Consider the following 24340-nt stretch of genomic DNA (forward strand, 5'->3'; position numbering starts at 1 on the left):
CCTTGAACAGAACCGAATTTATCATCGCCACCGCGATCATCTTGTTTGTGGCATTTTCGCTAGGCTGGTTTGCCAGCTGGTTGGTCAACCGATTTACACGCGTGACCAAAGCAGAAATTGGCGAGCTGGATAAGATGGCGCAGGCCCTGCACGAGGCAGAAGAAACCCGCGATCAGGCGATTACGTATTTGCAGCAACGCGAAGCTGAAATGACCAATCAGCTTTCCCAAACCGAAGCTGAACTGCGCGCCGCAATGGACGGTTTACGCGAAGCCCGCCGAGAAGCCGAAGAACTGCGTGGATATATCGAGCGGCAAAACAACGGCTCTTAACCGCGGGGTGCGGCCGCCCGCTTTAGCCGGTCATTGATCGCGCGACCCAGCCCATGATCTGGAATTGGCGACACCGCAATGCGGGTCGCCCCCATGGCATCCAGCTGATGCAGGCAGTCAAACAACCGCGCGGCCGCTTCGGTCAGGTCACCTGTCGGTGAAAGGTTCAGCGTCGCGTTGACGTCCCCAAACCCTAGCAATACCTCATCATCGGTGACGCTGGTGGCGTTCAGCCTTACGTGTCCAAGGGGTGCGTAATGTGACGCCAGCTGCCCCGGCGATTGCGGTGTGTCAGGGTCATCAGGCGTCAAAAGTGGTTTCCCAAGGCAGGCTGCAAGCGCCTCGGCGGGAATACCCCCTGCGCGCAGAATTGCAGGTTGCCCAACACAGCTAACAATCGTCGATTCCACGCCAACACCGCATGCGCCACCATCAATGACAGCGCCGATTTTACCGTCGAGACCTGCGATCACATGCGCCGCTGTGGTCGGGCTGATCCGGCCAGACGGGTTCGCCGATGGCGCGGCAACGGGGCCGCCAAAGCGACGGAGCAGACCTTGGGCCACGGGGTGGTCGGGCACGCGGACCGCAAGCGTATCAAGCCCCGCCGTCACCAGTTTTGAAACGCCAGCCCCTGCGCGCAAAGGCAGCACCAGCGTCAATGCACCCGGCCAGAACGCCGCCGCCAATGCCCGTGCGTCATCATTAAAGTCGCAATAGATTTCCGCCGTGGCGCGGTCGGGCACATGCACAATCAGCGGATTAAAACTGGGTCGTCCCTTGGCCGCGTAAATACCGGCGACCGCTGCATCGTTTCGCGCATCCGCGCCCAGCCCGTAAACAGTCTCGGTTCCGAACGAAACCAAGCCACCAGCGGCCAGAATATCGGCCGCCTGTGCATAGCCAACAGCGTCTGGTTTAAGTTTTAGCAATGGAGCTTTGGTCATGACGTGGCGTTTCGGTTGATGGGTCGGCTCGCTGCGGTAGGTTGAACCTGAATTTGAGATGCATAGCCTTGGCACGCACATTTGCCAAGAAGCCGCAAAAACGGGAGGATACCCAATGGCATACCGTGCGCCAGTCAACGATTTTCGCTTTTTGATGGATCATGTTGTCGGTTTTGGTGCCGTCGCACAGACCGACCGCTTTGCCGAAAGCACACCCGATATGGTGGATGCGATCCTGACCGAGGCGGCCAAGATGTGCAAGGACGTGATCGCGCCATTGAACCGTTCAGGGGATCTGCACCCTGCCAAGCTGGAAAATGGTGTCGTGCGGACATCGCCCGGGTTCGCAGGCGGGTATCGCGCGATTGCCGACGGCGGATGGATCGGCATGTCGGCGTCAGCGGACGTGGGCGGCATGGGCCTGCCGATGACCCTGACCACGGCTGTGAACGACATGATGTCCAGTGCGTGCCTGTCGCTGCAGCTGAACCCGCTGATGTCGCAGGGCCAGATCGAGGCATTGGAACACCACGCATCTGACGCGATCAAAGACGTATATATCCCAAAGCTGATTTCTGGCGAATGGTGCGGCACGATGAACCTGACCGAACCGCAAGCCGGATCGGATGTGGGGGCGCTGCGCAGCAAGGCGGAACCGAACGGTGACGGGTCGTATGCGATCAGCGGGCAGAAAATTTACATCACATGGGGTGATAATGATTTCACCGAAAACGTCTGTCATCTTGTGCTCGCCCGGCTTCCCGACGGGGTTCCGGGCACCAAGGGCATCAGCCTGTTTATGGTGCCCAAATTTATTCCCAATGCCGATGGCACCCTTGGCGAACGCAACAACCTGCGCGTCGTCAGCCTAGAGCATAAGTTGGGTCTGCATGGGTCACCGACCGCGGTGATGGAATATTCTGGCGCAACTGGGTGGCTGGTTGGGCCGGCGCATGGCGGCATGGCGGCGATGTTCACAATGATGAACAACGCCCGTCTAGGTGTCGGCGTGCAAGGGATCGGTATTGCCGAAGCCGCCTATCAACACGCGCTGACCTATGCCCAAGACCGCAAACAAGGCAAAGCCGACGGCACTGGTGCGATCGTTGAACACGCCGATGTGCGCCGGATGCTCGCAACCATGAAGGCCGATACCTATGCCGCCCGTGCAATTGCCCTGCTGAACGCTGTTGCGATCGATATGGCGACCGCAACCGACGATGCCACATGGAAGGCGCGTGCGGCCCTGCTGACCCCGATCACCAAAGCATTCGGAACCGATGTCGGCATCGAGGTGTCAAGCACAGGCGTACAGGTTCATGGCGGCATGGGCTTTATCGAAGAAACCGGTGCCGCACAGTTTTCGCGTGATGTCCGCGTGACCGCGATCTACGAAGGAACCAATGGTATTCAGGCGATGGACCTTGTCGCGCGCAAACTGATGGATGGCGGCGATGCTGCGTTTCGTTTGCTGGAAGAAATCGAACAGGGTGCCGAGGCCGCAAAGGGAACACATCCTGATCTGGCCGAGGCCGTTTGGGACGCCGCGGAAACCCTGCGCGAAACAACCGAATGGTTGGTAGCGCAGACCGATCTGAACCACCGTTTTGCAGGTGCGGTGCCTTATCTGCGTGCGTTTGCGCGGGTGCTTGGGGGGCATGTGCATCTGGCGTCCGCCGTTGCGGGCGATGCCCGCCGTTATCGACTGGCTGCCTTTTATATCAAACGTATGCTCCCTGAACATGCGAGCCTGCTTCGCCACGTGCGTGAAGGCGCCGACGATCTGCTGGCGATCAGCATCGACGATTTGGTTGCGTGATGGCACAGGGTCAAGGCGGCATAAATTACCCCTTTGAAACCCCTCCATCCGAAGGTGCCGCGATCGAAGTTGCGGCTGGCGTTTTATGGATGCGCCTGCCGATGCCGATGGCGCTTGATCATGTGAATATCTACGCGCTGGATGACGGCGATAGCTGGACGTTGATCGATACCGGTTTAGACAGCAAACGCACCCGCGCGATCTGGCGGCGGCTGCTTGACGGACCTTTGGCGGGCAAACCGGTGGGGCGGGTCGTCGTCACGCACCATCACCCCGATCATGTTGGTCTGGCGGGTTGGTTTGTGGAAAACGGGGCGGCGCTGTATATGCCCCGCACCGGATTTTTGATGGCCCGGATGCTGACGCTGGATGAACAAACGAAAGCAACCGCAGAAACCTTGGCGTTTTACCGGCGTGCGGGCATGGATGGCGCCGAATACGCCCGCCGCGCGGTTGATCGTCCGTTCAACTTTGTTGACTGTGTCGCCCCGATGCCGCTGGGGTACAATCGCTTGAAAGACGGCGGCAACATGACCATGGGGGGCCGCGTCTGGGATATTCGCATGGGCGATGGCCACGCCCCAGAGCATGCAACCTTCTGGAGCCGCGACGACAATCTGGTGATCGGTGGTGATCAACTATTGCCGTCGATCAGCGCCAACCTAGGGGTCTATGCCACCGAACCAGAGGCTGACCCGGTTGGCGATTGGTTAACATCTTGCGCGACCTTCATACCGCATGCCCGCGACGATCAATTGGTTCTTGGCGGGCATAAGTTGCCGTTTACCGGACTGCCACTGCGATTAAAGCAGATGATCGACAATCATCATGGGGCGTTGGCGCGGTTGACCGATTTTCTGGATACGCCCCGCAGTGCAGCGGACTGTTTTCCCGTGCTGTTCAAACGCAGTATTGGCCCCGCCGAATACGGTTTGGCGCTGGTCGAGGCGGTCGCCCACGTCAACCACTTGCACCAGACCGGCAAGGTGAACCGATGGCAACGCGAAGACGGTGTTTGGGCGTTTCAAGCCAAGTAAAGCGGGCAAAATCCGCCCTACGCGGCGGCCCGCACGTCGATTGCGCGGGTGGTCAACCCATCGGCGGTCACAGTACACAGCGTATCACACGGCAGCGCGGTCCAGCGATCGGCCACACCACACAGCGGTTCGGATGCAACCGCCCGCCCGCCATTGTCCAATACACCGGACACATACAGCGTGGGCGCGTCTTCGCTTGACGCGTACCGCAGCGCATAAAGCGCCTGACCATCAGAGAACACACAGGTCAGTTTGACGGCACCGCTTTCGTTGGTGGGCCCGATATCAGCAAGCGTCGCCCGAATGGCCGCCATCGGGTCAATTTCCAAACCATGCGCGAGCAGCGTCAAAAAGATCATCTCGCTGTCGGTTGTCCCGCGCCGCTGGTCGAACAGATGATCCGGCAGCGCCGCCGTCATCTGCCGTTTGATCCGTGCAAAGTGCGGGATCTGGCCGTTATGACAAAATGACCAGTTTTTATAGGTGAACGGATGACAGTTGGCACGGCTGGTTTCCCCAACGGTGGACGCGCGGATATGCGCAATAAACCGGTGCGACCGCACCATCCGGCATAGGTTGGTCAGATTGCCGTCAGCCCAAGCAGGCAACACATCGCGGTAAAGGCCCGGCGCGTGGTCTTCGCCATACCAACTGATCCCAAAGCCGTCACCATTCACGGCCAGCTTGGCCTCGGTCGCGTGCTGGCTTTGCGTCAGAAGCGAATGTTTCGGCCGCACAATGATGTTTTCAAGCGGAATCGCGGGGCCGGTATACGCAGCAATACGGCACATTCAGTGGCGGGCCGTGATCCGGGCGTGCAGCCGTTTCAGAATACGGCTTGCCGTTGTTTCACACATGACCGGAATAACTGCGTGGATCAACGCCGCACATGCGGCAACCCCGAGCCAAAAACTAAACCCGAAGGCGAACCGCATATGTTGGAAATAGGTTTCGTTGACCTTTGTGGGATGGTCCAAAAACACTGTCGACAGAAAGCTGGAGCGGGATGGGTTTTCGGACGCGTCTGACATGGGAAGCCTTTAACAGGTTGTGTTACGATACTTTAGCGCGGACGAAGTGCATTTTGGTCCCAAAATCGTTTGCGTTCTGATGTATTATTGAGATATTTTCCCAATCATGACGCATAATTTAGATGAAATAGACCGCAGCATACTCAGGCTTTTGCAATTTGACGCAGCCCAATCCATCGACGACATCAGCGCGCAGGTGAACCTGTCGCGCAATGCCTGCTGGCGGCGCGTCAAGGTGCTTGAGCAGTCAGGCGTGATCAAAGGGCGCGTTGCCTTGGTCGACGCCGCCAAAGTTGGCGTGCCGCTGACGGCGATGGTGCTTATCCGGACGAATATCCACGATGCCGCATGGATGGCACAGTTTCAGGCAACATTGCGCGCCCTACCCGAAGTCGTGGGCGCCTACCGGATGACGGGGGATCTGGATTACGTGTTGCGCGTGCGTGTTGCCGATGTCCCGGCATATGACCGGTTTTACAAACGTCTGACTTCACGGATTTCTGTCTCGGATATTTCGGCAAGTTTCGTTATGGAAGAGATTAAAGAGACAACAGCGGTGCCCTTATGACGACAACGATGACAATCGATACCTCTGCCGAATTGCTTGAAAACGATATCTTGCCGAAAATGAACGAGGTGCATACCGACCCCGACGTCCCCTGCCCGTCCAAAAGCAAAATGCCAAAGGCCCTTGCCGAATCAATCGCGAAAAAAAGCCCGGCGCAATGGGCCTATGAGCGGATCATCATGTATATCCAGAACTTTGAAAAACAGCTGGATAACAATCATGAGGTGGGTGTGGGTCTTGCCGGCGGGCATTCGGGCGTGATCCGGATTGAAGGGTTAGGGTACTATGACCCCGATATTGTGACCTACTACGGCACCAACGAAGCCGGGGTTAAAACCCAGTTGATCCAGCACGTGACACAGATGAATGTCACCTTGATCGCCAGTCCAAAACAGGTGGATCAACCGGAACCCAACCGGATCGGGTTTCAACTGGCTGCGGCGCTGGATCGCGACACGGATGTGACCACCTGACCGGGTGACAGCGTCTGAATTATCGGCTATTGGGTGGCAAAACTGTGCAAAAGGAATCTGACATGTCTGACTTTAAACCCGGCGAAATGGACATCACTGTTCAAGAAAAAACCTTTAACGGTTTCATCAGCATGGTTACCAAAGGGGCCATTCTATGCATCGTTATCCTGATTTTCATGGCTTTGGTTAACGGTTAAGCACCGGATGAACCGTCGTCAGTTTACGATCGGGCTGCCATTGGCCCTATCTGCCTGTGCGGCAGAACAGGTTTGGGCGCCTGATGACGTTGTTTCGCGTGCAATCTACCGCGACCCAAGCGCAAGCTATCTGACGCTTTACACCATGAAAAACAACGGTTCCGGCAACGGGGCGCACTCTGCGCTTTTGATCAATGCCAATCAGCGTGTTATGTTTGACCCGGCTGGCACGTTTGTCCAAGACCGGATGCCGGAACGCAACGATGTGCTGTTTGGCGTATCCCCGCAGCTTGAGGCGTTTTACATAAGTTATCATGCCCGCGTGACCTATTATGTATTGGGGCAAACGGTGCAAGTCGCCCCGGATGTGGCGAACCGCGCGCTGCAACTGGCGCTTGCGAACGGTCCCGAACCACAGGCGCATTGCGCCCGGTCGACATCGCGGCTGTTGCGGCAGTTGCCCGGGTTTTCTGACGTGCGGCAAACATGGGATCCGAACAAAATCGCCGAAGATTTTGCAGCATTGCCCGGAACGGAAACGCGCGAATATCACGAAAACGACGAAGACGACAAATCGTTTGCGGCGGCCCGTATCAATGCGGCGCTTACAACAGAGCAGTAATCCCCATCCCGCCATAAAGCGTGACAACCCCCGCGAAAATCGCCCAAAGCACATTGCGCGTCCAGAACCCAACCGCAACGGTCGCAACTGCGGCAAGCAACCGCACCGGATCAGGCTGACCGCCGGTCGCCGCGGGCCACAAAACCAGCGGCGCCACCATTCCCGGCAATACCGCCACAGGCGTAAACCGTAGCAGGCGCAGCACAAACGCTGGCATCTCGCGGTTGCCAATCAATCCCAGAAATGAAAACCTGATCAGGAACGTCCCCGCCCCCAAAATGGCGATGATGAACCATATTTCAGCACTGCTATAAGTCATTGTGCACGCCGCTCCATCCAAGTTTCAACGATCGCCCCGGTCAACATCGCCGCAGCAGCAGCGATCAAAAGCCCGGTTCCCGACGGCAAGCTGATCAGCGCCAGCGCCACAATGATCGATACCGCTGCCGCCGCGATATGCGCCAGTGACTTCATCATCGGCGCGACCATCGCAAGAAACATGATCGGCATGATAAAGTCCAATGCCCATGCATCGGGAATTGCGGCCCCCGCCAATATTCCGACCAAAGTCATCGCGATCCAAAGAGGTGTAATCGGCGTTGCGACCCCAAAAAAGTAAGAAATGCGGTCGGGCACCGACATCTCTGGGCGGGCCTCGTAGCGGGACACGGAGGTAATATAGGTCTGGTCAAAGTTAAGATAAGACACCAGCGCCCGCTGCCACAATGGTGCCGTACCCAGATACGGAACAAGCGAGGCGGAATACATCGCCATCCGCAAGTTCACGGCCAAGGCGGCAAGCAACACAAACGCGATGCCCGCGTTTTCCGTGATCATCTGCACCGCTGCAAACTGCGATGCGCCCGCGATCACCAGAACAGAAAACCCCATCGCCTGCCCGACGCTCAGGCCCGCATCGGTTGCGACGACCCCAAACAGCAGCGCAAAAGGTGCCGCCATCAAGATAAATGGCAGACCGTCGCGCACACCCGCCCAATAAGCGGATTTCGCTGGCTTTTTCGCGGTGGAAGTCGGCATCGGTTTCCCCTAGCTTTGGCATGTTGCAACAGGATTAGACCGGCACAGTGGGAATGACAATTGGCACAGCTTGATAACATCGCGGACTATCTGATCGCGCCGAACCCGCAGGCCACGGGGCTGACACGCGCGGTCACTGGTACCGATCAAAACGGCCAAGTCATTGATTTGAACGTGGTCGAAGAACGTCCATTAACGATTTACCTGAATTCACAAGAAATCGTGACGGCAATGACCATCGGGGATTATCCCGCCTATCTGGCACTTGGTTTCTTGCGTAATCAGGGCATGTTGCGCGACGGCGAAGTGATCAAAGGCGTTGATTATGACGAAGAGCTGTCGGTCGTCGTGGTCCGGACGGATGGTCAAACCACCTACGAAGACAAGCTCAAGAAAAAGACCCGCACCAGTGGCTGCGCAGTCGGCACCGTGTTTGGCGATATGATGGAGGGCCTCGAAGGCGTGACCCTCCCCGCAACCCCGATCAAGACATCCGACCTGTACACATTGGCCGCGACGATCAACAGAACACCCTCACTGTATCTGGACGCAGGCGCCATTCACGGCACCGTTTTGTGTCAGGGCGCGCGGCCTCTGGTCTATATGGAGGACGTGGGCCGTCACAACGCGGTCGATAAAATCGCAGGCTGGATGCTGTCCGAAGGGGTCGATGCGGCGGATAAGACGCTTTATACCACCGGGCGGCTCACATCAGAAATGGTGATCAAAACCGCGATGATGGGTATTCCTGTATTGGCCTCGCGGTCGGGTTTCACCGCGTGGGGCGTCGAGATCGCGAACCAGGTCGGGCTCACGTTAATCGGGCGGATGAAGGGCCAGCGGTTTGTTTGCCTCGCTGGCGAAGACCGTTTGATCCGCGACGCCGACCCATCCCAGATTGCCGATGAGCCGCGAAAAAGCGGCCGAAAGGGAAGCGCATGATCCTCCTATCATCTTGCCTAAAATACATCCGGCGGATGCGCCGCGCCGCAGGCGAGGTGCACCCATGATCCAACCTTATGGCGTGATCCTTGCCGGCGGGCAGGCAACCCGCATGGGCGGCGGCGACAAGGGATTGTTGCCGCTCGGCACGGGTACAATTCTATCGCATGTGATGGAACGATTTGAACCGCAGGTGGCGGGACTTGCAATCAATGCCAACGGCGATCCCGCGCGGCTTCGGTCGTTGGGCCTGCCGGTGATTGCTGACAGCATAAGCGGTTTCGCCGGCCCGCTTTCGGGGGTCTTGGCAGGCTTGGACTGGGCCGCGCGCCAAGGCGCAAGCCATATCGTGACCGCCGCCGCCGATACGCCGTTTTTTCCCTGTGATCTGGTGCCACGCTTGATTCTGGCCGCCGAAACTGCGGGCACGCACATTGCATTGGCCGCGACACCCGGCGGACGCCACCCGACCTTTGGGCTTTGGCCCGTTGCCTTGCGTGACGACCTGCGCGCAGCGTTGACGGATGGGTTGCGCAAGGTTGTCCTTTGGACAGATAAACACGGCGGCACCACGGCAGCGTTTCCCGATGACGCCGCCTTTTTCAACGTCAACACGCCGGATGATCTGGCGACAGCGCAGGCGATGCTATGAAAATTTACGGTGTTGTCGGCTATAAGAATGCCGGTAAAACGGGCCTTATGGAACGGCTGGTGACAGAGATCACCGGGCGCGGTTTCAGCGTGTCGACCATCAAACATGCCCATCACAGCTTTGACGTGGATCACGCGGGCAAAGACAGCTTTCGACACCGCCAAGCGGGCGCGCATCAGGTTCTGTTGGCCTCTCGGGCGCGCTGGGCGCTGATGACCGAATTGCGCGGCGCAGATGAACCGCCGCTGGCGGATTTGCTGGCCCGGTTGAACCCCGTCGATCTGGTTCTGGTTGAAGGTTATAAACGTGATGCGCATCCAAAGGTCGAAGCCTTTCGCGCGGAGCCCAACAACCCGCTCATCGCGCCGACTGACGCGACCGTGCGCGCTGTGGCCACGGATACACCGGTGCAAATCGACCGCCCGGTGTTCGACTTGAATGATACAAAAGCGATTGCAAATTTCATTCTCCAAGAGGTCGGGCTGTGAAGTTTGACCGTGTCCTTATGGTGGATTGGTCCGGCGGTAACGACCGCGGCGCCCAGCCCAAAAAGGACGCGATCTGGGGTTGCGTTGGTGCCGACGGCATCGCCGGCGACCCGGTATATTTGCGCAACCGGCAACTGGCCGAAGACTGGTTAACACAGACACTGACCGACATGCGCACGCAAGGTTACCGTGTGTTGGTCGCCTTTGACCTGTGCTTTGCTTACCCAACAGGGTTTGCGACGCAATTGATCGGATCAGAGGACACGCTGGCATTGTGGGATTGGTTTGCGGCCCGTGTCACGGACAGTGCGGCGTCAAATAATCGGTTTGACCTCGCGGCCCAGATCAACACCCAATTCCCGGGTGTTGGTCCGTTTTGGTTTAACGGGTTGCAACGCGACATTGCGCATCTGCCGCGCAAAGGGACTGATCGACAGGGCCACGGCCTGCCCGAAAAACGCGCCGCAGACCTTGCGATCACGGGCAGCTTTTCGCCGTGGCAATTGGCCGGGGCTGGTGCGGTTGGCGGTCAGGTCATCATGGGGCTGCCAACGCTGTCACGCTTACGCCGGACGTTTGGCACAGACCTGTGTGTCTGGCCGTTCGAGCCTGCCAAGGCGCCGATCGTCTTGGCCGAAACCTATTTTTCGCTGCTGCCTGATTTGGTGTCCGCGTCATCCGAACCGATCAAAGACGCGGCGCAAGTCGCGCTATATGCGCGCGCATTTTCGGCCCTGCCTGCGACGGAGATGGAGGCGATCATGGACGTCGCGCCGCATTCCGAGGGTTGGGTACTGGGTGCGGGCCACGCAGACACCTTGCGCAGGGCGCTTGACCCCACACCGCCGCCGTTGCGTAACGATTGTTTTGCGATGCCACAGGGCGCGCATTGGACGCCTGTTGATGTGGCGCTGGATCACCTTCGGACACAGTTGCGCGCTGTGACTGGCACAGAAACATTGCCGATTGGCGCCGCCGCCGGCCGTTTTCTCGCGACTGACGTGACCGCAGCGCGATCGCACCCGCCCGCGCCCAATGCCGCGGTCGATGGCTACGGTTTTGCGGGGCCCGCCCCAGAGGGGGTGCAAAAGATGCCCTTGGTTGCAGGCCGGTCCGCCGCTGGGCAACCCTACCCGCATCCGGTGCCATCGGGCCATGCCATTCGTATCCTGACCGGCGCGAACCTACCCGACGGGGTCGATACCGTTGTGTTGCAAGAAGACGTAGCCGTCACGACCAGCGCAGTCGCATTTCACGGTCCGCTCAAGCGCGGGGCGAATGCACGCAAAGCCGGCGAAGACATGCGAACGGGCGACGTGATCCTCGAACGGGGACGTAAACTGACGCCAGCTGATTTAGGCGTGATGGCCGCGGCGGGTGTTGGGCAGGTATCTGTCCGCCGACAGCTGCGGGTCGGCGTTTTATCGACGGGTGATGAACTGCGTGATCCTGGCACAGTCGCAGGCGATGGGCAAATTTTCGACGCCAACCGCCCCATGCTATGTGCCATAGCGGCCGCGTGGGGGCACACGGTGATCGACCTTGGCCGCGCGCCCGATGACCGACCAAAGCTGCGCAAAATACTGGGTGATGCCGCGACCCGCTGCGATGTGATCCTGACCTCTGGCGGGGCGTCGGCGGGCGACGAAGACCATATGGCAGCCCTGTTGCAAGGCACGGGGTCGCTTGCGCTTTGGCGTATTGCGATGAAACCGGGACGGCCATTGGCGCTGGGGGTTTGGGACGGGACGCCGGTTTTTGGCCTGCCGGGCAACCCGGTCGCGGCGATGGTTTGCGCGCTGGTTTTTGCACGGCCCGCGCTACAGGTGATGAGCGGCGGCACATGGGAAACCCCGCAGCATTATCTTGTGCCCGCCGCCTTTCGCAAATCCAAGAAACCGGGACGACGCGAATACTTGCGCGCGCGGGTTATCGATGGCGCGGTCGCGATTTTTGCGTCTGAAGGTTCGGGGCGGGTATCAGGCCTAAGCTGGGCCACCGGGCTTGTTGAACTGGACGACGCAGCGCAAGATATCGCGCCGGGCGATCTGGTTCGATACATCCCTTTCGGTAGCTTCGCGTTATGAAAATCACCGTCGGTATTCCAGACATCAACCGTGGCGAAGCCGCAGCCCTATACTGGGAGGCATTCGGCAAAAAACTTGGTTTTACGATGGGGCCAAAATACAGGGCGCTGGTGTATATCAATCGTGTGATGCGCAATGACCACGGTATCTGCGCCCATGACGAACATGGAAGATTGGTCGGCGTTGCGGGGTTCAAAACGGTGCATGGTGCCTTGGTTGGCGGTACGTTTACCGACCTGCGCAAGGTCTATGGCTGGGTGGGTGCGTTTATCCGCGTGGGGTTGATGGGCGCACTGGAACGCGACGTCGAAAACGAACGCTTTGTGATGGACGGGTTGTTTGTCGCGCGCGAGGCCCGTGGGCAGGGGGTCGGCACGGCATTGCTTGACGCGGTCTCGGCCGAAGCCAAGCGGCGCGGCTATCGCCAAGTCCGGCTTGACGTCGTTGACACAAACCCACGCGCCCGCGCCCTTTACCTGCAAGAGGGTTTTAAAGAACTGGACACCCATAAACTGGGACTGTTGCGCCACATCTTTGGGTTCAGTGCGGCAACAACAATGGTGCGCGACGTTTAGCCTGACCCGATCAGCGCACCAGCGGCAAACACCAACGCGCCCCCCAACACAACCTGAAACGCGGCCCGCCAGAACGGCGTTTGCATATAGCGGTTTTGGATCCATGCGATGGTCCACAACTCTAGAAACACGACGACAAATGCGATGATCGTGGCGGTCCAGAAATCTGTGATCAAATAGGGCAGCGCATGACCAAGCCCACCAACGGTCGTCATAACGCCAGCGGCGATCCCGCGCTTTAACGGTGATCCGCGCCCCGATATCTGACCGTCATCCGATGCGGCCTCGGTGAAGCCCATCGAAATGCCTGCACCCACGGACGCCGCAAGCCCGACAAGAAAAGTGGTCCAGGTATTTTGCGTTGCAAAAGCGACCGCAAAGATCGGAGCAAGCGTCGACACGGAGCCATCCATCAGCCCCGCCAAACCGGGTTGCACCCACGTCAGGATAAATTGCCGGTGTGCTGCGGATTCCTCGGATGATTTTGTCTCATCATCCAAATGTGTTTGCGCAAGCGCGTCTGCTTTGTCGGCATGGCCCGCCTCTGCTGCCGCAAGATCGCCCAACAACTTGCGCGTGGCAGCATCGGTCGTCTGGCTCGCCGCAAGGCGGTAAAACCGTTCGGCATCGCGTTCCATTTGCGCGGCTTCATCGCGGATGCGCTCTAAACCAAGGTTTTCGACCAGCCAAACCGGTCGACGCGCATAAAACCCCGACACGTGCTCGCGTCGAATCAGCGGAATCACATTGCCAAATCTGTGCTGGTGCAGGTCGATCAGGCGGCGACGGTGTTCATCTTCTTCGGCGGCCATTGCGTCAAATACTGCGGCAGACGCCGCAAAATCTGTGCGCAATGTTTCGGCGTAATTGCGATAAATCTGTGCGTCGTCTTCTTCTGATGAAACCGCAAGCGCCAGAATTTCCTGCTCTGACAGGTCTTTAAATCGGCGTCGACTGGCAAATCCCGGAATCATGGCATCCCTCATTTTAGAATAATTCTAAGATATCGCGCCCTGTATTTTAAGCAAGCACCAATAAGTGAACAGATCGGTTCAGTTATCCTTGCACTTAAAAACTAAACCGTTTAGTTTATATCAATCAACATCGCATGAAGGATAAGAAAATGTACCGCGCCGCTTTTGCAATCACGACAGCTGCCTTGATAACCGCCACCACACCTTTGTTGGCGCAATCGTTCGAAGTTTACATGCCGACGCTCACCTACCCTGACCCTGCTCCCGAACCCGTTGTGGATCAGGACTGTTCACATTTGAAATCTGTCTTTGGTTACGATTGCTCGACCCCCGCAGAGTGAAATCGGCACCCCAGGTCACTGCGATGCATTCCGCTTGCCCGAAATAAACTGTTCAGTTTATGATACACGTCCAATCGGGAGGCTAATTTCATGCCAGACGGCGCAAGCGACACCAAAAAAGGGCGTAAATTCGACCAAGTGCTCGACGGCGCAAAAGAGATATTCTTAAGCGACGGGTTCGACGGGGCGTCTGTTGACGACATTGCGCGTGCGGCTGGCGTATCAAAGGCGACGCTGTACAGCTACTTCCCGGACAAACGTATGCTGTTCATGCAAGTTGCCAAAAATGAATGCTGCAAACAGGCGGACAAGGCGATCGACACGATCGATATGTCCGCCCCCGTTGCCGAGGTACTGTATCACGTCGCCCGTGAAATCGCAGAATTTGTCACTTCGGACTTTGGGATGCGGATTTTTCGGGTCTGTGTCGGGGAAAGCGGCCGTTTTCCAGAATTGGGGCGCGAATTTTACGAAACCGGCCCGATGATGATACGCCAACAATTGATGGCCTATTTCGGTAAGGCCATTGCCAAAGGGGAACTACAGATCGACGATCTTGCGCTGGCTGCGGATCAATTCCACGAACTCTGCCGCGCCGATCTGTTTCCACGGATGATTTTCTGCGTCAGTAGTCATTTCACCGCCGCCGAAAAGGAACGGGTCGCCAAGGGCGCAGTCGATATGTTCATGGCGCGTTATGGCGCCACCTAATCCAAACGCCGCACTTCGGGTTGATTCCCTTGGCCTTTGCGCATCTCGAACCGGCCTGTTTTTAACAGCAGGTCACTCAGCTTGGCGCTGCCGTATGTGCGGCTATCAAAGTCGGGATTTGCGCGGGTGATATACTGCCCCAATTGTCCAAGCGGAAACCATTCGCCTTCGACATCAATGCTGTCCATCGCCTTGATCACAAGCGGCACAACATTTGCCGGACCCTGACGTGACGTACTGACCGGCTTGGTTTCTTTGTCTTCTTTCACAACCGGACCTGCGTCTTTTTCAGGCTCGATCAGGTTTTCGATCAGAATAAACCGGTTGCAGACATTGCGCAGGCTGACAGGGGCTTTGCCTTCGCCGACGCCGATCACCTCGACCCCGTTTTCGCGCAACCGGTTCGCGAGCGCCGTAAAGTCACTGTCAGAACTCACCAGCACAAAGCCGTCAAATCGACCGGTGTGCAAAATATCCATCGCGTCGATCACCAGACCGATGTCGCTGGCATTCTTACCCTTGGTATTGGCTGTCTCTTGGTTGGCAACAAGACCAAGTTCGACAACCTCTTTTTTCCAATTGCCCAGCGCGGGACTGGACCAGTCACCATACACCCGCCGCAAAGCGGGTTCGCCATACGTGGTGATTTCGCGTAAGATTGCCGCGGCATATTTCGCGGGAATATTATCGGCGTCGATCAACACTGCGAGCAGTTTGCGTTCTTTGGCCATAATGGCTGCCTTTCCCGTGAGGGTGCAGGCCCGGACAGACCGGGCCCACATGCATTAAAATTCGATGACGGCGCGAATGGATTTGCCTTCGTGCATCAATTCGAACCCGTGGTTGATATCTTCAAGCTTGAGCTTGTGCGTGATCATCGGGTCGATCTCGATCTTGCCGTCCATGTACCAATCAACAATTTTGGGCACATCGGTTCGGCCACGCGCACCGCCAAAGGCCGTGCCACGCCAACTGCGGCCCGTCACCAGCTGGAATGGCCGGGTGCTGATTTCGGCCCCGGCAGGGGCAACACCGATGATGATGCTTTCGCCCCAACCCTTGTGCGCCGCTTCAAGTGCGGTCCGCATAACGCCCACATTCCCCGTTGCATCAAATGTATAGTCTGCACCGCCGCCGGTCAGTTCTACCAGATGCGCGACCAGATCGCCTTGGACTTTCGACGGGTTCACGAAATCGGTCATGCCAAAATAGCGACCCATTTCTTCTTTGCCGTCGTTCATATCGACACCAACAATCTGCGTGGCACCCGCCAAACGCAGCCCTTGCAGGACGTTCAGCCCGATACCACCCAAGCCGAAGACAATCGCGCGACTGCCGATTTCGACTTTGGCAGTGTTGATCACAGCGCCGATACCCGTGGTGACACCGCAGCCGATATAGCAAATTTTGTCAAAGGGCGCGTCTTTGCGCACTTTTGCCAGCGCGATTTCAGGCACAACCGTGTGGTTCGCAAAGGTCGAACAGCCCATGTAATGGTGAATGGGCGTGCCATCCAGCATCGAAAACCGGGTCGACCCGTCAGGCAACAATCCCGCCCCTTGGGTACTGCGGATTTTTTGACACAGGTTGGTTTTTGGGTTCAGACAGTATTCGCATTCGCGACATTCAGGTGTGTAAAGCGGGATGACGTGGTCACCAACTTGCAGTGATGTGACCCCCTCGCCGACCTCGATGACGACGCCTGCGCCTTCGTGGCCCAAAATCGCGGGAAAAATGCCTTCTGGGTCGTCACCCGACCGGGTGAATTCGTCTGTATGACACAGGCCGGTCGCCTTAATCTCGACCAAGACTTCGCCTGCGCGCGGTCCCTCAAGGTTCACTTCCATAACCTGCAACGGCTGACCTGCGGCCACCGCGACTGCTGCACGTGTTCTCATTTTAAAGCCTCCAAATGCGTTGCGCAGACGATCTGCGAATTTGGCTGAAACTGCAACCAAACGTTTGGCACCCCTTGCAGAAAGCCGCATGTTTTGTGCAAGATAGTGAAATGAAAAAACTCGTTTCTCTTGTTCTGCTTTGCGCCTGCACGCAAGCCGCCCCGCCGCCACCCAGCCTGCCTTCTGCGCAGGAGGATACCTGCCAGGCGCATAAATACAGTATGGTCATTGGCCAGGACACAACCGCACTCGAACGTGTTTTGATCTTGGGAATGGTCCGTTTGATTCGGCCTGACACCATGGTGACGATGGATATGCGGCCCGAACGGATCAATTTTCACATCAACGCCGACGAAAAAATCGTGTCCATTACCTGCGGCTGAATTTTTCGGAAAACAGCGATAGTCCCCGGCATCACGTACTAGGTGGGGGCTATATGCCGCAACACCGGGGTAGCTCTTCGCTATGCGTTACCTTGGCAACCAGTTGTGTCGCCATTTGGTAAGAGCTGCGGCCTTTGGGTGGTCATTTTGAGGCGGAAGCGTGACCAGTCGCAAGAATGCTTGATTTTCCGGTCGTTTGGCGTGACGCTGGCTTATGACCATTCACGCACCCGATCCGTTCCAATCCACACCGCAAATCGCATTTCACCGCACAGAGCTTGCTGTGATCCTTGGGCTCTATGGCCGCATGGTCGCAGCGGGTGAATGGCGTGACTATGGGATATCGTGCCTGAAAGAGATTGCAGTGTTTTCGGTGTTCCGCAGGACGGCAGAGTTTCCAATATACCGGATCGAAAAGCGGCCAAAACTGCGCCTGCAGCAGGGGCAATATGCAGTGATCGGAATGGACGGGCGAATTCTAAAGCGGGGTCATGACCTTAAGCAGGTTTTGTATGTCTTGGAGCGCAAGCTTATCCGGTCTGTCGACTAAAATTATACCTGACTAAAAAAGTCGGATTGACTCCACCCTTTGTTTTCCGGTATCAAATCTTAAATCCAGCCACCTCTACGTCAGAGCCAGCCCGATCATGAAGATGAAAGGACGAAGGCGATGCCGTTGCCTGCAAAATATGACGGTCATCTGCGCTTTATCATAGATCACACGCGCAAGGAGCGCCCATAATGTCATTCCACAGTGTCCCCCGCCCGCAATCAGCTGCACAATCCACACTGCCAACCTACGATGCGACTGTGCTGACGCAAGATGGCGATCAAGCCCATATTGTATTGCGTGACCAGACTTATACGCTACGGATCACCCGTGCAGGCAAATTGATCCTGACAAAATGAACGCGCACATCCCATTTTCAGGCGGCACAGCTGTGGGTAATTTGGCAGACCTGCCCCGGCTTGATGCCTGCATCGTGCTGTACTTTCGCATGTGGTGCGACGGGGCCGAAGGCCAAATGTCGGTTTGGAACGATTTGGCCACAGGGCTGGGCCCGACACACGGTCGCACCACACTCAAAACCTTTGAACAGCTTTTCGCGATTTGCACCGAACACCGGCGCAGGCCACTGTTGCGGCATGCAGTTGGATGCAGCTGTCTGGGTGCAGACGAGGCCTGTTTTGCCAATTTTGTTGCCACCGCTACGGAAGGCGACCGCGAAGATGCCATGTTTATAGCAACTTTGATCGTGCGCCCAGATATGGCCCCGCTGATCACGGCGCTGGCAGCAGACCTCGGCCTTGCGCTGAAGGTCATGTTATCGCGGTTTCCTGCGACTGTTCAGGCGGTCACACCCCGCCATCAAACGCTGCACTAAAGCCGGCGGCGGGCAACGGGTGGACCGTTGCCTTGGACCTCGACCCGCGCGATCACCCGGGCAAGGGGTTCATAAACCGTGGCCATCGGCGTGGCGCTGGCGTGCAGCAAGGTTTCCGCGTCAACCATCATGCCAACATGACCATCCCAAAATATGATATCTCCCCGCTGCAAATCCCCCTGCACATCGCTGCCGATCACGTTGCATTGCAGGTCCGCGTCACCAGGACAGGGAATGTTGCAGGCTGTCAGGCTCGCCGAAATCAGACCGGAACAATCATGTCCCCGCGTCGAATTCCCACCCCACAGATAAGGGACGCCAAAATGGATCTGGGCCACTGTCGTGGGATCGGTGAACGGGCGATCTAGCGGGCGCATGTGCTTTTTCGGAACGAAGCCGATCGTCGTTTCCATAAAATCGCGGCGTTCATCGACAACCTGCAATCGTATTCCAAACGGCAGGTGGTGCAGGGGTTCTGACCGAAAGTTATCCGACGTATATGCGTGCGTCGCCATCGTCCCCACAAAGTGCGTCACCTGCATGGGCTGTCCCAGATGTGCGGACAACACATACCCCACATAGCCATTCGCCGCCTGAACAAAGGACCAGCCATCGACGTCTTCGAAAACTGTCACCTCGGCGCCCAGCAACAGCTGCCGTTCGCGCGCACCATCAGGGGCACGTCGCAAATCGACAACGGGGCGGGTTACCGCCATCGGCCATCCCATGACATAGCTGTCTGCCGCAACTTTACCGGCCAGGGCCATTGCGGCCACCCGCCCGTTTGCGGGCGTTACACGCCGGTCCATTACAGGTTCAACAGTTTTGGCAGCGCTGCCAAAATAGCGCGGGCGCCCATACCAACGCCCCCTTTGGGGCGCGATGGCGCGGCAGTCGGTTGCCAGCCGTAAATGTCGAAATGGATGTATGGGCTTTGCACAAAGCGGCGCAGGAACAATGCGGCCGTGATGCTGCCCGCCATGCCGCCGCTGGGCGCATTGTCCAAATCGGCAATGCCCGGTTCGATCATCGCCTCGTAGGGTTCATGAAATGGCATCCGCCACACCGGGTCGGCAATGGCGCGTGCTGCATCGGCCAACGCCGCCGCATGTGCGTCGCTATCAGTATAAAACGGCGACAGATCAGGGCCAACTGCTGTGCGCGCGGCCCCCGTTAATGTCGCCATCGAGATCACCAGATCCGGTGTATCCTCGTCTGACAAGGTCAAAGCATCAGCCAAAACCAATCGCCCTTCGGCATCGGTGTTGTTGATTTCAACGGTCAGCCCCTTGCGCGACATTAAAATATCCTGCGGCCGGAACGCATCGCCATCGATGCTGTTTTCAACCGCCGGAATTAACACCCGAAGCTGCAAGGGCAGCCCAAGACCCATGATCATTTGCGCAAGACCCAGCACAGTTGCCGCGCCTCCCATATCCTTTTTCATCAGCCCCATGGATGACCCGGGTTTGATGTTCAGACCACCAGTATCAAAACACACGCCCTTGCCGACCAGCGTCAGCTGTGGCCCCGCAGTGCCCCACCGCAAGTCAAGCAGACGTGGCGCACGCGACGATGCCCGCCCAACGGTGTGGATCAACGGAAAGCCCGCCGACAGCAGCGCGTCACCTGTCGTCACGGACAGTTTGGCGGCATATGTATTGGCCAACGTCCGTGTCGCATCCTCTAGGTCTTGCGGACCCATGTCAGACGCAGGTGTGTTGATCAGGTCGCGCGTCATTGCCTCTGCCTGCGCGATCAGGGCGATACGGGTGGCGTCAATGCCAGCGGGTGCAACCAGGCGTGCCGTTGCAGCGGTGGCCGTATGGTAGCGGTCGAACTTGTACCCGGCTAACAGCCACGCAAGGGCCGCTTCTTCCAATGCCTCACCCGAAAGCCCATCTGCGATTTTGTAAACGCCCGACGGTAGCTTTGTCGCGATAGCCCCCATATGGAACCGGCCGCGCGCGCGATTAGCAGCGGTACCGTACCCCACAAGCCCGCGTGCTATTGCACCATTATCGTCAGGGAAAGTGACAACCTGACCAAGCTTTGCTTCGAATCCTTGCGCGACGGCCCATGCCCTGTCCCGCGGGGAAAGCGCATCCAAAGCAGTGTCTAACCCTTCAACCTCGACCACCGAAAGCGGGATTGCAGATTCGGTTTGCGCAGCAAAGTCGAGTATCATTGGGGTTTGTCCTGTCAGGTTTTTGTTTCTGTCAGACTAACCTTCACGCACCCAGCCGCAAGTGGCAGAATCAGGCAGACCGGAAATTCCACACCTCGCCTACCGCCACGTCAAATGCACGTTCCAGTCGCGAAACCGTGGCATGGAGCGCCACCTGATCACATTGCCGCAAGCAATTGATGACATGACCCACAGACACCGCAACCTCGGTCACGCCAAGCTGTTCGGCAATGATCAAAATTTTACGCGCGGACCGAAGCATAACCGCATGGTCTGCTTTGGTAAGTCCCTGCTGCACACCATCAAGACGCGCTGCCAATTCTTGCAAGACGCGGCACACAATCGCCTCGGCTTCGGACTGGGGTTTGGTTGCGAATAGACGGACCAGCGGCGCCGGATCAAAATGAAGCGTGTCGGTGCATCGCAGCGGAATGACGTGAAATGTCTGCCCGGGCGACGTCAAAAAGGTGATGTTATTTTCCATGACCAACATCTACCGCAACTATGGTTCCCGGAAGGTTCACACAAACATGAAAAAACGCTCGAATTTCGTGAAAATAAGAAATAGATTCAAACAAATCTAATGGGAGCTTGCTATGAAATTTGCCCGCCCTTTGCCATCTTATATGGTCACACGGTATCACGGCTGGAAGGCCACAACCTATGCTGAAAACAAAGGATGGTATCGCCGCCTTGCCGACGAAGGCCAGCGCCCGCGCGCGATGATCATTTCGTGCTGTGACAGTCGCGTCCATGTGACGTCGATTTTCGGGGCCGATCAGGGCGAATTTTTCATTCACCGCAATATTGCCAATTTGGTCCCGCCCTATAACCCGGATGGCGAATACCACGGGACATCAGCAGCCGTCGAATATGCCGTCAATAATCTAAAGGTCGCGCATCTGGTTGTATTGGGCCATTCCAGCTGCGGCGGCGTCGAAGGATGTTACGACATGTGTTCTGGCAATGCGCCGGACCTAGAGAAATCATCCAGCTTCATTGGCAGGTGGATGGATATTCTGCGCCCGGGATTTGACAGCCTTCCGGAAGGTGACGACGAGACCCGCAAGCGCGCGCTGGAAAAAGCGTCCGTGCTGGTATCGCTGGAAAACCTGATGACATTCCCCTTTGTCAAACAGGCCGTCGAAGACGACAAACTATCGATACACGGTCTTTGGAACGACATCGGCGAAGGCACGCTGGAAGGGTTTGACCCATCCACCGACACATTTGTTGCGGTCTAATCCACCAATATGACAGAGATTTTGTCACTGGCTGGCGCGAACCTGATATCGCCCATCATTCTATCATTTGCATTGGGCCTTATCGCGGCGCTTGCCCGTTCCGATCTGACCATCCCCGAAGCTGTGGCGAAGGGCATGTCGATTTATCTGCTTTTCGCAATCGGTTTCAAAGGTGGCGTCGCGGTCAGCGCGCACGGCATCGACATCACGCTCATTTTGTCATTGTGCGCCGGATTGGTCTTGTCGTTCGCCTTGCCGATCATTGCGTATGCTTTTTTGCGATTTTTAACCGGCCTGTCGGTGGTTGATGCCGCAGCTGTCGCCGCACATTACGGATCGATCAGCATTGTGACCTTTGTTGCAGGCACATCCGTCTTGGAAGGGCGCATGATTGATGCCGAAGGGTATATGGTCGCCGTTGCAGCGGTCATGGAAGCTCCGGCGATTCTTTCCGTGCTTTGGCTCGTGGCGCGCAGCGGTGGAAATGGCCGGATGGAACCGGGATTGATGCGCGAAATCCTGTTGAACGGATCAATCGTGCTTTTGGTCGGGGCGTTCTTTATCGGGGCTATTACCGGCGAAAAAGGGCTTGCGGAAATCAGTGCGTTTATTGTGTCTCCGTTCAAAGGTGTGCTGTGCCTGTTCCTGCTGGATATGGGGCTGATCGCGGGACGCGGGCTGCGGCAATCACGCGGCGTTTTGGGGCGCGGCGCGATTTTCTTTGCCATCGCGATGCCGCTGGTTGGCGCCGCAATCGGCCTTGGTCTGGGGGCCGCAATCGGGCTGTCGCTGGGCGGCGTCGTATTGCTGATGATACTGGCGGCCTCGGCGAGCTATATCGCTGTGCCAGCTGCAATGCGTGTTGCCCTGCCCGAAGCCAACCCGTCCGTCTATCTCACGCTATCGTTGGGTGTGACATTCCCGTTTAACCTGACGCTGGGAATTCCGCTGTACCTTGCCACCGCCCAAATGATGATCGGAGCCTGAGATGCAAACCCATATCGCCAAACGCGTTGAAATTGTCATCGAAGCCCCGCTTGAACGGCGGCTCACCTCGGCATTGACCGACGCAGGCGTCACGGGTTTCACCATCCTACCTGTTCTTGGTGGGTCGGGCCGGTCCGGCAAATGGTCCCGCGACGGCCAAGTCGGCAAGGCCGGCATGGTTGCTGTCGTATGCCTGATCCGCCCCGAACGTTTGGATGGATTGCTGGACGCTGCTTTTGCTGTCGTGGAAAAACATATTGGCGTCGTCAGCATAACCGATGCGCAGGTGCTGCGGGCCGAACGGTTTTAGGCAGTCCAATCCGCTGATTGCATTTCGCGCAGGCGGCTGGCGGTGCGTTCAAATTCGAATGTCCCCTCGCCTTCCAGATACAGCATTTCAGGAGAGGCCGCAGCCGAGCAGATCAATTGCACTTTTGCCTCGTAGAGGGCATCGATTAAGGTGACAAAACGCTTGGCTTCGTTAAAGTTGCTGCGTGACAGCGCGGGAATGTCTTCAACGATCAGCACCCGCACCGCGTCGGCCAGCGCAAGGTAATCCGCAGCCCCCAAGGGACGCCCGCACAGGTCATAAAATTTCGCGCGCGCGGTGCCGTTATGATAGTGTGGCAGCGTGACCTCGCGGCTGTTCACATGCAGCACCAGCGGTTCCGCCTGCCCGTTGCTAAGGTGATCCCAAATTTCAGCAATCGCGGTGCGGGCCGCGGCGTTATTCGGGGTGAAATAGGTTTGCTTTCCGGCCAGACGGTCCTGACGATAGTCTGTCTCGCTTGCCAATTCATGAACCACCATCCGGTCTTTGATCAGCGCGATAAAAGGTGTGAATAACTGGCGGTTCAGACCGTTTTTATACAGGTCGTCCGGCGGACGGTTCGACGTTGTCACAATCACGACGCCCGCCGCAAACAACGCCTCGAACAGCCGTCCGACGATCATGGCGTCGGTGATGTCGGTTATCTGCATTTCATCAAACGCTAAAAACCGGACCTCATCCGCCAGCTTTGCGGCCACGGGTGCAATCGCGTCATCAACCCCGCGCTTGCGCGCAGCCGTCATTTCCGCATGCACCCATTGCATAAAGGCGTGAAAGTGGCTGCGGCGTTTGGGGGCATCAATTTGATCGTACAGCAGATCCATCAACATGGACTTTCCGCGCCCTACCCCGCCCCACATATACAGCCCCGGTGCTGGTGGCGGCGCCTTGCGAAACAATCCGCGTTTTACCGGGTTTGCCAACGCAATACGTACCCGTTCAAGTTCGGGCAGCACGGCCAGTTGTGCCGCGTCAGATGTCAATTTATCCGCATCAATCGCGGCTTGATAAGCGTCTTGTACTGTCATGTCCGGTGGATAGCGCGGCGGCTGCGCGATGGAAAGTGTATCCATACATTTGTCGAATTGAC

General features: G+C 57.4%; 33 protein-coding genes. 21 read left to right on the forward strand and 12 right to left on the reverse strand.

Annotated elements, in window-relative coordinates; genetic code table 11:
- The first annotated feature begins 2 nt into the window (after positions 1 to 2).
- Positions 3 to 332, forward strand: a complete 330-nt coding sequence (locus tag ACXJGX_RS05400) for a hypothetical protein (protein ID WP_474779423.1) — start codon at positions 3 to 5, stop codon at positions 330 to 332.
- On the opposite strand, the gene ACXJGX_RS05405 is transcribed toward ACXJGX_RS05400, so the two are convergent.
- The gene (locus ACXJGX_RS05405; protein ID WP_474779425.1) at positions 329 to 1279 is read right to left on the reverse strand and encodes an L-threonylcarbamoyladenylate synthase; all 951 of its coding nucleotides are present in this window, start codon (positions 1277 to 1279) and stop codon (positions 329 to 331) included. The genes ACXJGX_RS05400 and ACXJGX_RS05405 overlap by 4 nt on opposite strands.
- A 115-nt stretch (positions 1280 to 1394) precedes the next feature.
- On the opposite strand from ACXJGX_RS05405, the gene ACXJGX_RS05410 reads away from it, so the two are divergent.
- Together ACXJGX_RS05410 and ACXJGX_RS05415 are read left to right on the forward strand one after the other, a co-directional pair.
- A complete protein-coding gene (locus ACXJGX_RS05410; protein ID WP_474779427.1) occupies positions 1395 to 3098 on the forward strand; it encodes an acyl-CoA dehydrogenase in 1704 nt (567 codons plus the stop codon).
- Positions 3098 to 4135 carry an MBL fold metallo-hydrolase gene (locus ACXJGX_RS05415; protein WP_474779429.1) on the forward strand — a complete coding sequence of 346 codons (1038 nt, stop codon included), beginning with the start codon at positions 3098 to 3100 and terminating at the stop codon, positions 4133 to 4135. The genes ACXJGX_RS05410 and ACXJGX_RS05415 overlap by 1 nt, the downstream gene beginning before the upstream one ends.
- A gap of 17 nt (positions 4136 to 4152) precedes the next feature.
- Here ACXJGX_RS05415 and ACXJGX_RS05420 read toward each other — a convergent pair whose 3' ends face one another.
- Both ACXJGX_RS05420 and ACXJGX_RS05425 read right to left on the reverse strand, forming a co-directional pair.
- Entirely contained in the window at positions 4153 to 4926 is a 774-nt protein-coding gene (locus tag ACXJGX_RS05420; protein WP_474779431.1) for a class II glutamine amidotransferase, read from the reverse strand.
- Positions 4927 to 5166, reverse strand: coding sequence for a DUF6356 family protein (locus ACXJGX_RS05425; RefSeq protein WP_474779433.1), 240 nt, complete (start codon positions 5164 to 5166; stop codon positions 4927 to 4929).
- 106 nt (positions 5167 to 5272) lie between these two features.
- On the opposite strand from ACXJGX_RS05425, the gene ACXJGX_RS05430 reads away from it, so the two are divergent.
- The 4 genes from ACXJGX_RS05430 (at position 5273) to ACXJGX_RS05445 (ending at position 7026) form a co-directional block, all read left to right on the forward strand.
- Positions 5273 to 5734, forward strand: coding sequence for an Lrp/AsnC family transcriptional regulator (locus tag ACXJGX_RS05430; protein ID WP_474779435.1), 462 nt, complete (start codon positions 5273 to 5275; stop codon positions 5732 to 5734).
- Positions 5731 to 6207: a DUF6173 family protein gene (locus ACXJGX_RS05435; protein ID WP_474779437.1), complete on the forward strand. Its 477-nt coding sequence runs from the start codon at positions 5731 to 5733 to the stop codon at positions 6205 to 6207. The genes ACXJGX_RS05430 and ACXJGX_RS05435 overlap by 4 nt, the downstream gene beginning before the upstream one ends.
- Before the next feature lie 62 nt (positions 6208 to 6269).
- The gene (locus tag ACXJGX_RS05440) at positions 6270 to 6404 is read left to right on the forward strand and encodes an aa3-type cytochrome c oxidase subunit IV (protein WP_474779439.1); all 135 of its coding nucleotides are present in this window, start codon (positions 6270 to 6272) and stop codon (positions 6402 to 6404) included.
- A gap of 7 nt (positions 6405 to 6411) precedes the next feature.
- The gene (locus tag ACXJGX_RS05445; protein WP_474779441.1) at positions 6412 to 7026 is read left to right on the forward strand and encodes a hypothetical protein; all 615 of its coding nucleotides are present in this window, start codon (positions 6412 to 6414) and stop codon (positions 7024 to 7026) included.
- Here ACXJGX_RS05445 and ACXJGX_RS05450 read toward each other — a convergent pair.
- Both ACXJGX_RS05450 and ACXJGX_RS05455 read right to left on the reverse strand, forming a co-directional pair.
- The gene (locus ACXJGX_RS05450) at positions 7010 to 7345 is read right to left on the reverse strand and encodes an AzlD domain-containing protein (RefSeq protein ID WP_474779443.1); all 336 of its coding nucleotides are present in this window, start codon (positions 7343 to 7345) and stop codon (positions 7010 to 7012) included. The genes ACXJGX_RS05445 and ACXJGX_RS05450 overlap by 17 nt on opposite strands.
- A complete protein-coding gene (locus ACXJGX_RS05455; protein ID WP_474779445.1) occupies positions 7342 to 8064 on the reverse strand; it encodes an AzlC family ABC transporter permease in 723 nt (240 codons plus the stop codon). The genes ACXJGX_RS05450 and ACXJGX_RS05455 overlap by 4 nt, the downstream gene beginning before the upstream one ends.
- Before the next feature lie 60 nt (positions 8065 to 8124).
- On the opposite strand from ACXJGX_RS05455, the gene ACXJGX_RS05460 reads away from it, so the two are divergent.
- From ACXJGX_RS05460 to ACXJGX_RS05480, 5 genes are all read left to right on the forward strand, one after another.
- Positions 8125 to 9006 carry a formate dehydrogenase accessory sulfurtransferase FdhD gene (locus ACXJGX_RS05460; protein ID WP_474779447.1) on the forward strand — a complete coding sequence of 294 codons (882 nt, stop codon included), beginning with the start codon at positions 8125 to 8127 and terminating at the stop codon, positions 9004 to 9006.
- A 64-nt stretch (positions 9007 to 9070) separates the two neighbouring features.
- Complete coding sequence (gene mobA, locus ACXJGX_RS05465) at positions 9071 to 9658, forward strand: molybdenum cofactor guanylyltransferase MobA (protein ID WP_474779449.1); 588 nt, start codon at positions 9071 to 9073, stop codon at positions 9656 to 9658.
- Positions 9655 to 10146: a molybdopterin-guanine dinucleotide biosynthesis protein B gene (mobB, locus tag ACXJGX_RS05470; RefSeq protein ID WP_474779451.1), complete on the forward strand. Its 492-nt coding sequence runs from the start codon at positions 9655 to 9657 to the stop codon at positions 10144 to 10146. Before mobA ends, mobB begins: the two co-directional genes overlap by 4 nt.
- Complete coding sequence (locus ACXJGX_RS05475; RefSeq protein ID WP_474779453.1) at positions 10143 to 12233, forward strand: molybdenum cofactor synthesis domain-containing protein; 2091 nt, start codon at positions 10143 to 10145, stop codon at positions 12231 to 12233. The genes mobB and ACXJGX_RS05475 overlap by 4 nt, the downstream gene beginning before the upstream one ends.
- Entirely contained in the window at positions 12230 to 12808 is a 579-nt protein-coding gene (locus ACXJGX_RS05480) for a GNAT family N-acetyltransferase (protein ID WP_474779455.1), read from the forward strand. The genes ACXJGX_RS05475 and ACXJGX_RS05480 overlap by 4 nt, the downstream gene beginning before the upstream one ends.
- On the opposite strand, the gene mbfA is transcribed toward ACXJGX_RS05480, so the two are convergent.
- Complete coding sequence (gene mbfA, locus ACXJGX_RS05485) at positions 12805 to 13782, reverse strand: iron exporter MbfA (protein WP_474779457.1); 978 nt, start codon at positions 13780 to 13782, stop codon at positions 12805 to 12807. The two genes, ACXJGX_RS05480 and mbfA, sit on opposite strands and share 4 nt — an antisense overlap.
- Before the next feature lie 134 nt (positions 13783 to 13916).
- Between mbfA and ACXJGX_RS05490 the strand changes: the two genes are divergently transcribed.
- Positions 13917 to 14123 carry a hypothetical protein gene (locus tag ACXJGX_RS05490; RefSeq protein ID WP_474779459.1) on the forward strand — a complete coding sequence of 69 codons (207 nt, stop codon included), beginning with the start codon at positions 13917 to 13919 and terminating at the stop codon, positions 14121 to 14123.
- A 90-nt stretch (positions 14124 to 14213) separates the two neighbouring features.
- The gene (locus ACXJGX_RS05495) at positions 14214 to 14834 is read left to right on the forward strand and encodes a TetR/AcrR family transcriptional regulator (protein ID WP_474779461.1); all 621 of its coding nucleotides are present in this window, start codon (positions 14214 to 14216) and stop codon (positions 14832 to 14834) included.
- On the opposite strand, the gene ACXJGX_RS05500 is transcribed toward ACXJGX_RS05495, so the two are convergent.
- Positions 14831 to 15565 carry an NYN domain-containing protein gene (locus tag ACXJGX_RS05500; protein ID WP_474779463.1) on the reverse strand — a complete coding sequence of 245 codons (735 nt, stop codon included), beginning with the start codon at positions 15563 to 15565 and terminating at the stop codon, positions 14831 to 14833. The genes ACXJGX_RS05495 and ACXJGX_RS05500 overlap by 4 nt on opposite strands.
- 54 nt (positions 15566 to 15619) lie before the next feature.
- Positions 15620 to 16732: an S-(hydroxymethyl)glutathione dehydrogenase/class III alcohol dehydrogenase gene (locus ACXJGX_RS05505; RefSeq protein WP_474779465.1), complete on the reverse strand. Its 1113-nt coding sequence runs from the start codon at positions 16730 to 16732 to the stop codon at positions 15620 to 15622.
- 110 nt (positions 16733 to 16842) lie between these two features.
- Between ACXJGX_RS05505 and ACXJGX_RS05510 the strand changes: the two genes are divergently transcribed.
- The 4 genes from ACXJGX_RS05510 (at position 16843) to ACXJGX_RS05525 (ending at position 18500) form a co-directional block, all read left to right on the forward strand.
- Positions 16843 to 17115 (forward strand): I78 family peptidase inhibitor, encoded by a 273-nt coding sequence (locus tag ACXJGX_RS05510; protein WP_474779467.1) that lies wholly within the window; start codon positions 16843 to 16845, stop codon positions 17113 to 17115.
- A gap of 214 nt (positions 17116 to 17329) precedes the next feature.
- Positions 17330 to 17665 carry a DUF2794 domain-containing protein gene (locus ACXJGX_RS05515; RefSeq protein WP_474779469.1) on the forward strand — a complete coding sequence of 112 codons (336 nt, stop codon included), beginning with the start codon at positions 17330 to 17332 and terminating at the stop codon, positions 17663 to 17665.
- 191 nt (positions 17666 to 17856) lie between these two features.
- Entirely contained in the window at positions 17857 to 18024 is a 168-nt protein-coding gene (hemP, locus tag ACXJGX_RS05520) for a hemin uptake protein HemP (protein ID WP_474779471.1), read from the forward strand.
- Positions 18021 to 18500: a hypothetical protein gene (locus tag ACXJGX_RS05525; RefSeq protein WP_474779473.1), complete on the forward strand. Its 480-nt coding sequence runs from the start codon at positions 18021 to 18023 to the stop codon at positions 18498 to 18500. Before hemP ends, ACXJGX_RS05525 begins: the two co-directional genes overlap by 4 nt.
- On the opposite strand, the gene ACXJGX_RS05530 is transcribed toward ACXJGX_RS05525, so the two are convergent.
- The 3 genes from ACXJGX_RS05530 to ACXJGX_RS05540 all read right to left on the reverse strand — a co-directional run bounded on the left by ACXJGX_RS05530 (position 18497) and on the right by ACXJGX_RS05540 (position 21172).
- Entirely contained in the window at positions 18497 to 19309 is an 813-nt protein-coding gene (locus ACXJGX_RS05530) for a C40 family peptidase (protein ID WP_474779475.1), read from the reverse strand. The two genes, ACXJGX_RS05525 and ACXJGX_RS05530, sit on opposite strands and share 4 nt — an antisense overlap.
- A complete protein-coding gene (locus ACXJGX_RS05535) occupies positions 19309 to 20688 on the reverse strand; it encodes a leucyl aminopeptidase family protein (RefSeq protein WP_474779477.1) in 1380 nt (459 codons plus the stop codon). The genes ACXJGX_RS05530 and ACXJGX_RS05535 overlap by 1 nt, the downstream gene beginning before the upstream one ends.
- Positions 20689 to 20758: 70 nt before the next feature.
- Positions 20759 to 21172 carry a hypothetical protein gene (locus ACXJGX_RS05540; RefSeq protein WP_474779479.1) on the reverse strand — a complete coding sequence of 138 codons (414 nt, stop codon included), beginning with the start codon at positions 21170 to 21172 and terminating at the stop codon, positions 20759 to 20761.
- Between the two features lie 112 nt (positions 21173 to 21284).
- Between ACXJGX_RS05540 and ACXJGX_RS05545 the strand changes: the two genes are divergently transcribed.
- The 3 genes from ACXJGX_RS05545 to ACXJGX_RS05555 are packed head-to-tail and all read left to right on the forward strand — an operon-like array spanning position 21285 to position 23229.
- Entirely contained in the window at positions 21285 to 21932 is a 648-nt protein-coding gene (locus ACXJGX_RS05545) for a carbonic anhydrase (protein ID WP_474779481.1), read from the forward strand.
- A 9-nt stretch (positions 21933 to 21941) separates the two neighbouring features.
- Complete coding sequence (locus ACXJGX_RS05550) at positions 21942 to 22919, forward strand: sodium-dependent bicarbonate transport family permease (protein ID WP_474779483.1); 978 nt, start codon at positions 21942 to 21944, stop codon at positions 22917 to 22919.
- 1 nt (position 22920) lies between these two features.
- On the forward strand, positions 22921 to 23229 hold the full coding sequence (locus ACXJGX_RS05555) for a P-II family nitrogen regulator (RefSeq protein WP_474779485.1): 309 nt from the start codon (positions 22921 to 22923) through the stop codon (positions 23227 to 23229).
- Here ACXJGX_RS05555 and zapE read toward each other — a convergent pair.
- A complete protein-coding gene (gene zapE, locus ACXJGX_RS05560) occupies positions 23226 to 24278 on the reverse strand; it encodes a cell division protein ZapE (RefSeq protein ID WP_474780747.1) in 1053 nt (350 codons plus the stop codon). The two genes, ACXJGX_RS05555 and zapE, sit on opposite strands and share 4 nt — an antisense overlap.
- Between the last annotated feature and the right edge of the window lie 62 nt (positions 24279 to 24340).

Source organism: Yoonia sp. SWMV100, from assembly GCF_056108365.1.

Excerpts from the sequence above, each read along its gene's own strand:
- ACXJGX_RS05405 (WP_474779425.1), bottom strand. The coding sequence starts at position 1,279 with ATGACCAAAGCTCCATTGCTAAAACTTAAACCAGACGCTGTTGGCTAT.
- ACXJGX_RS05410 (WP_474779427.1), top strand. The coding sequence starts at position 1,395 with ATGGCATACCGTGCGCCAGTCAACGATTTTCGCTTTTTGATGGATCAT.
- ACXJGX_RS05415 (WP_474779429.1), top strand. The coding sequence starts at position 3,098 with ATGGCACAGGGTCAAGGCGGCATAAATTACCCCTTTGAAACCCCTCCA.
- ACXJGX_RS05420 (WP_474779431.1), bottom strand. The coding sequence starts at position 4,926 with ATGTGCCGTATTGCTGCGTATACCGGCCCCGCGATTCCGCTTGAAAAC.
- ACXJGX_RS05425 (WP_474779433.1), bottom strand. The coding sequence starts at position 5,166 with ATGTCAGACGCGTCCGAAAACCCATCCCGCTCCAGCTTTCTGTCGACA.
- ACXJGX_RS05430 (WP_474779435.1), top strand. The coding sequence starts at position 5,273 with ATGACGCATAATTTAGATGAAATAGACCGCAGCATACTCAGGCTTTTG.
- ACXJGX_RS05435 (WP_474779437.1), top strand. The coding sequence starts at position 5,731 with ATGACGACAACGATGACAATCGATACCTCTGCCGAATTGCTTGAAAAC.
- ACXJGX_RS05440 (WP_474779439.1), top strand. The coding sequence starts at position 6,270 with ATGTCTGACTTTAAACCCGGCGAAATGGACATCACTGTTCAAGAAAAA.
- ACXJGX_RS05445 (WP_474779441.1), top strand. The coding sequence starts at position 6,412 with ATGAACCGTCGTCAGTTTACGATCGGGCTGCCATTGGCCCTATCTGCC.
- ACXJGX_RS05450 (WP_474779443.1), bottom strand. The coding sequence starts at position 7,345 with ATGACTTATAGCAGTGCTGAAATATGGTTCATCATCGCCATTTTGGGG.
- ACXJGX_RS05455 (WP_474779445.1), bottom strand. The coding sequence starts at position 8,064 with ATGCCGACTTCCACCGCGAAAAAGCCAGCGAAATCCGCTTATTGGGCG.
- mobA (WP_474779449.1), top strand. The coding sequence starts at position 9,071 with ATGATCCAACCTTATGGCGTGATCCTTGCCGGCGGGCAGGCAACCCGC.
- mobB (WP_474779451.1), top strand. The coding sequence starts at position 9,655 with ATGAAAATTTACGGTGTTGTCGGCTATAAGAATGCCGGTAAAACGGGC.
- ACXJGX_RS05480 (WP_474779455.1), top strand. The coding sequence starts at position 12,230 with ATGAAAATCACCGTCGGTATTCCAGACATCAACCGTGGCGAAGCCGCA.
- mbfA (WP_474779457.1), bottom strand. The coding sequence starts at position 13,782 with ATGATTCCGGGATTTGCCAGTCGACGCCGATTTAAAGACCTGTCAGAG.
- ACXJGX_RS05490 (WP_474779459.1), top strand. The coding sequence starts at position 13,917 with ATGAAGGATAAGAAAATGTACCGCGCCGCTTTTGCAATCACGACAGCT.
- ACXJGX_RS05495 (WP_474779461.1), top strand. The coding sequence starts at position 14,214 with ATGCCAGACGGCGCAAGCGACACCAAAAAAGGGCGTAAATTCGACCAA.
- ACXJGX_RS05500 (WP_474779463.1), bottom strand. The coding sequence starts at position 15,565 with ATGGCCAAAGAACGCAAACTGCTCGCAGTGTTGATCGACGCCGATAAT.
- ACXJGX_RS05505 (WP_474779465.1), bottom strand. The coding sequence starts at position 16,732 with ATGAGAACACGTGCAGCAGTCGCGGTGGCCGCAGGTCAGCCGTTGCAG.
- ACXJGX_RS05510 (WP_474779467.1), top strand. The coding sequence starts at position 16,843 with ATGAAAAAACTCGTTTCTCTTGTTCTGCTTTGCGCCTGCACGCAAGCC.
- ACXJGX_RS05515 (WP_474779469.1), top strand. The coding sequence starts at position 17,330 with ATGACCATTCACGCACCCGATCCGTTCCAATCCACACCGCAAATCGCA.
- hemP (WP_474779471.1), top strand. The coding sequence starts at position 17,857 with ATGTCATTCCACAGTGTCCCCCGCCCGCAATCAGCTGCACAATCCACA.
- ACXJGX_RS05525 (WP_474779473.1), top strand. The coding sequence starts at position 18,021 with ATGAACGCGCACATCCCATTTTCAGGCGGCACAGCTGTGGGTAATTTG.
- ACXJGX_RS05530 (WP_474779475.1), bottom strand. The coding sequence starts at position 19,309 with ATGGACCGGCGTGTAACGCCCGCAAACGGGCGGGTGGCCGCAATGGCC.
- ACXJGX_RS05535 (WP_474779477.1), bottom strand. The coding sequence starts at position 20,688 with ATGATACTCGACTTTGCTGCGCAAACCGAATCTGCAATCCCGCTTTCG.
- ACXJGX_RS05540 (WP_474779479.1), bottom strand. The coding sequence starts at position 21,172 with ATGGAAAATAACATCACCTTTTTGACGTCGCCCGGGCAGACATTTCAC.
- ACXJGX_RS05545 (WP_474779481.1), top strand. The coding sequence starts at position 21,285 with ATGAAATTTGCCCGCCCTTTGCCATCTTATATGGTCACACGGTATCAC.
- ACXJGX_RS05550 (WP_474779483.1), top strand. The coding sequence starts at position 21,942 with ATGACAGAGATTTTGTCACTGGCTGGCGCGAACCTGATATCGCCCATC.
- ACXJGX_RS05555 (WP_474779485.1), top strand. The coding sequence starts at position 22,921 with ATGCAAACCCATATCGCCAAACGCGTTGAAATTGTCATCGAAGCCCCG.
- zapE (WP_474780747.1), bottom strand. The coding sequence starts at position 24,278 with ATGACAGTACAAGACGCTTATCAAGCCGCGATTGATGCGGATAAATTG.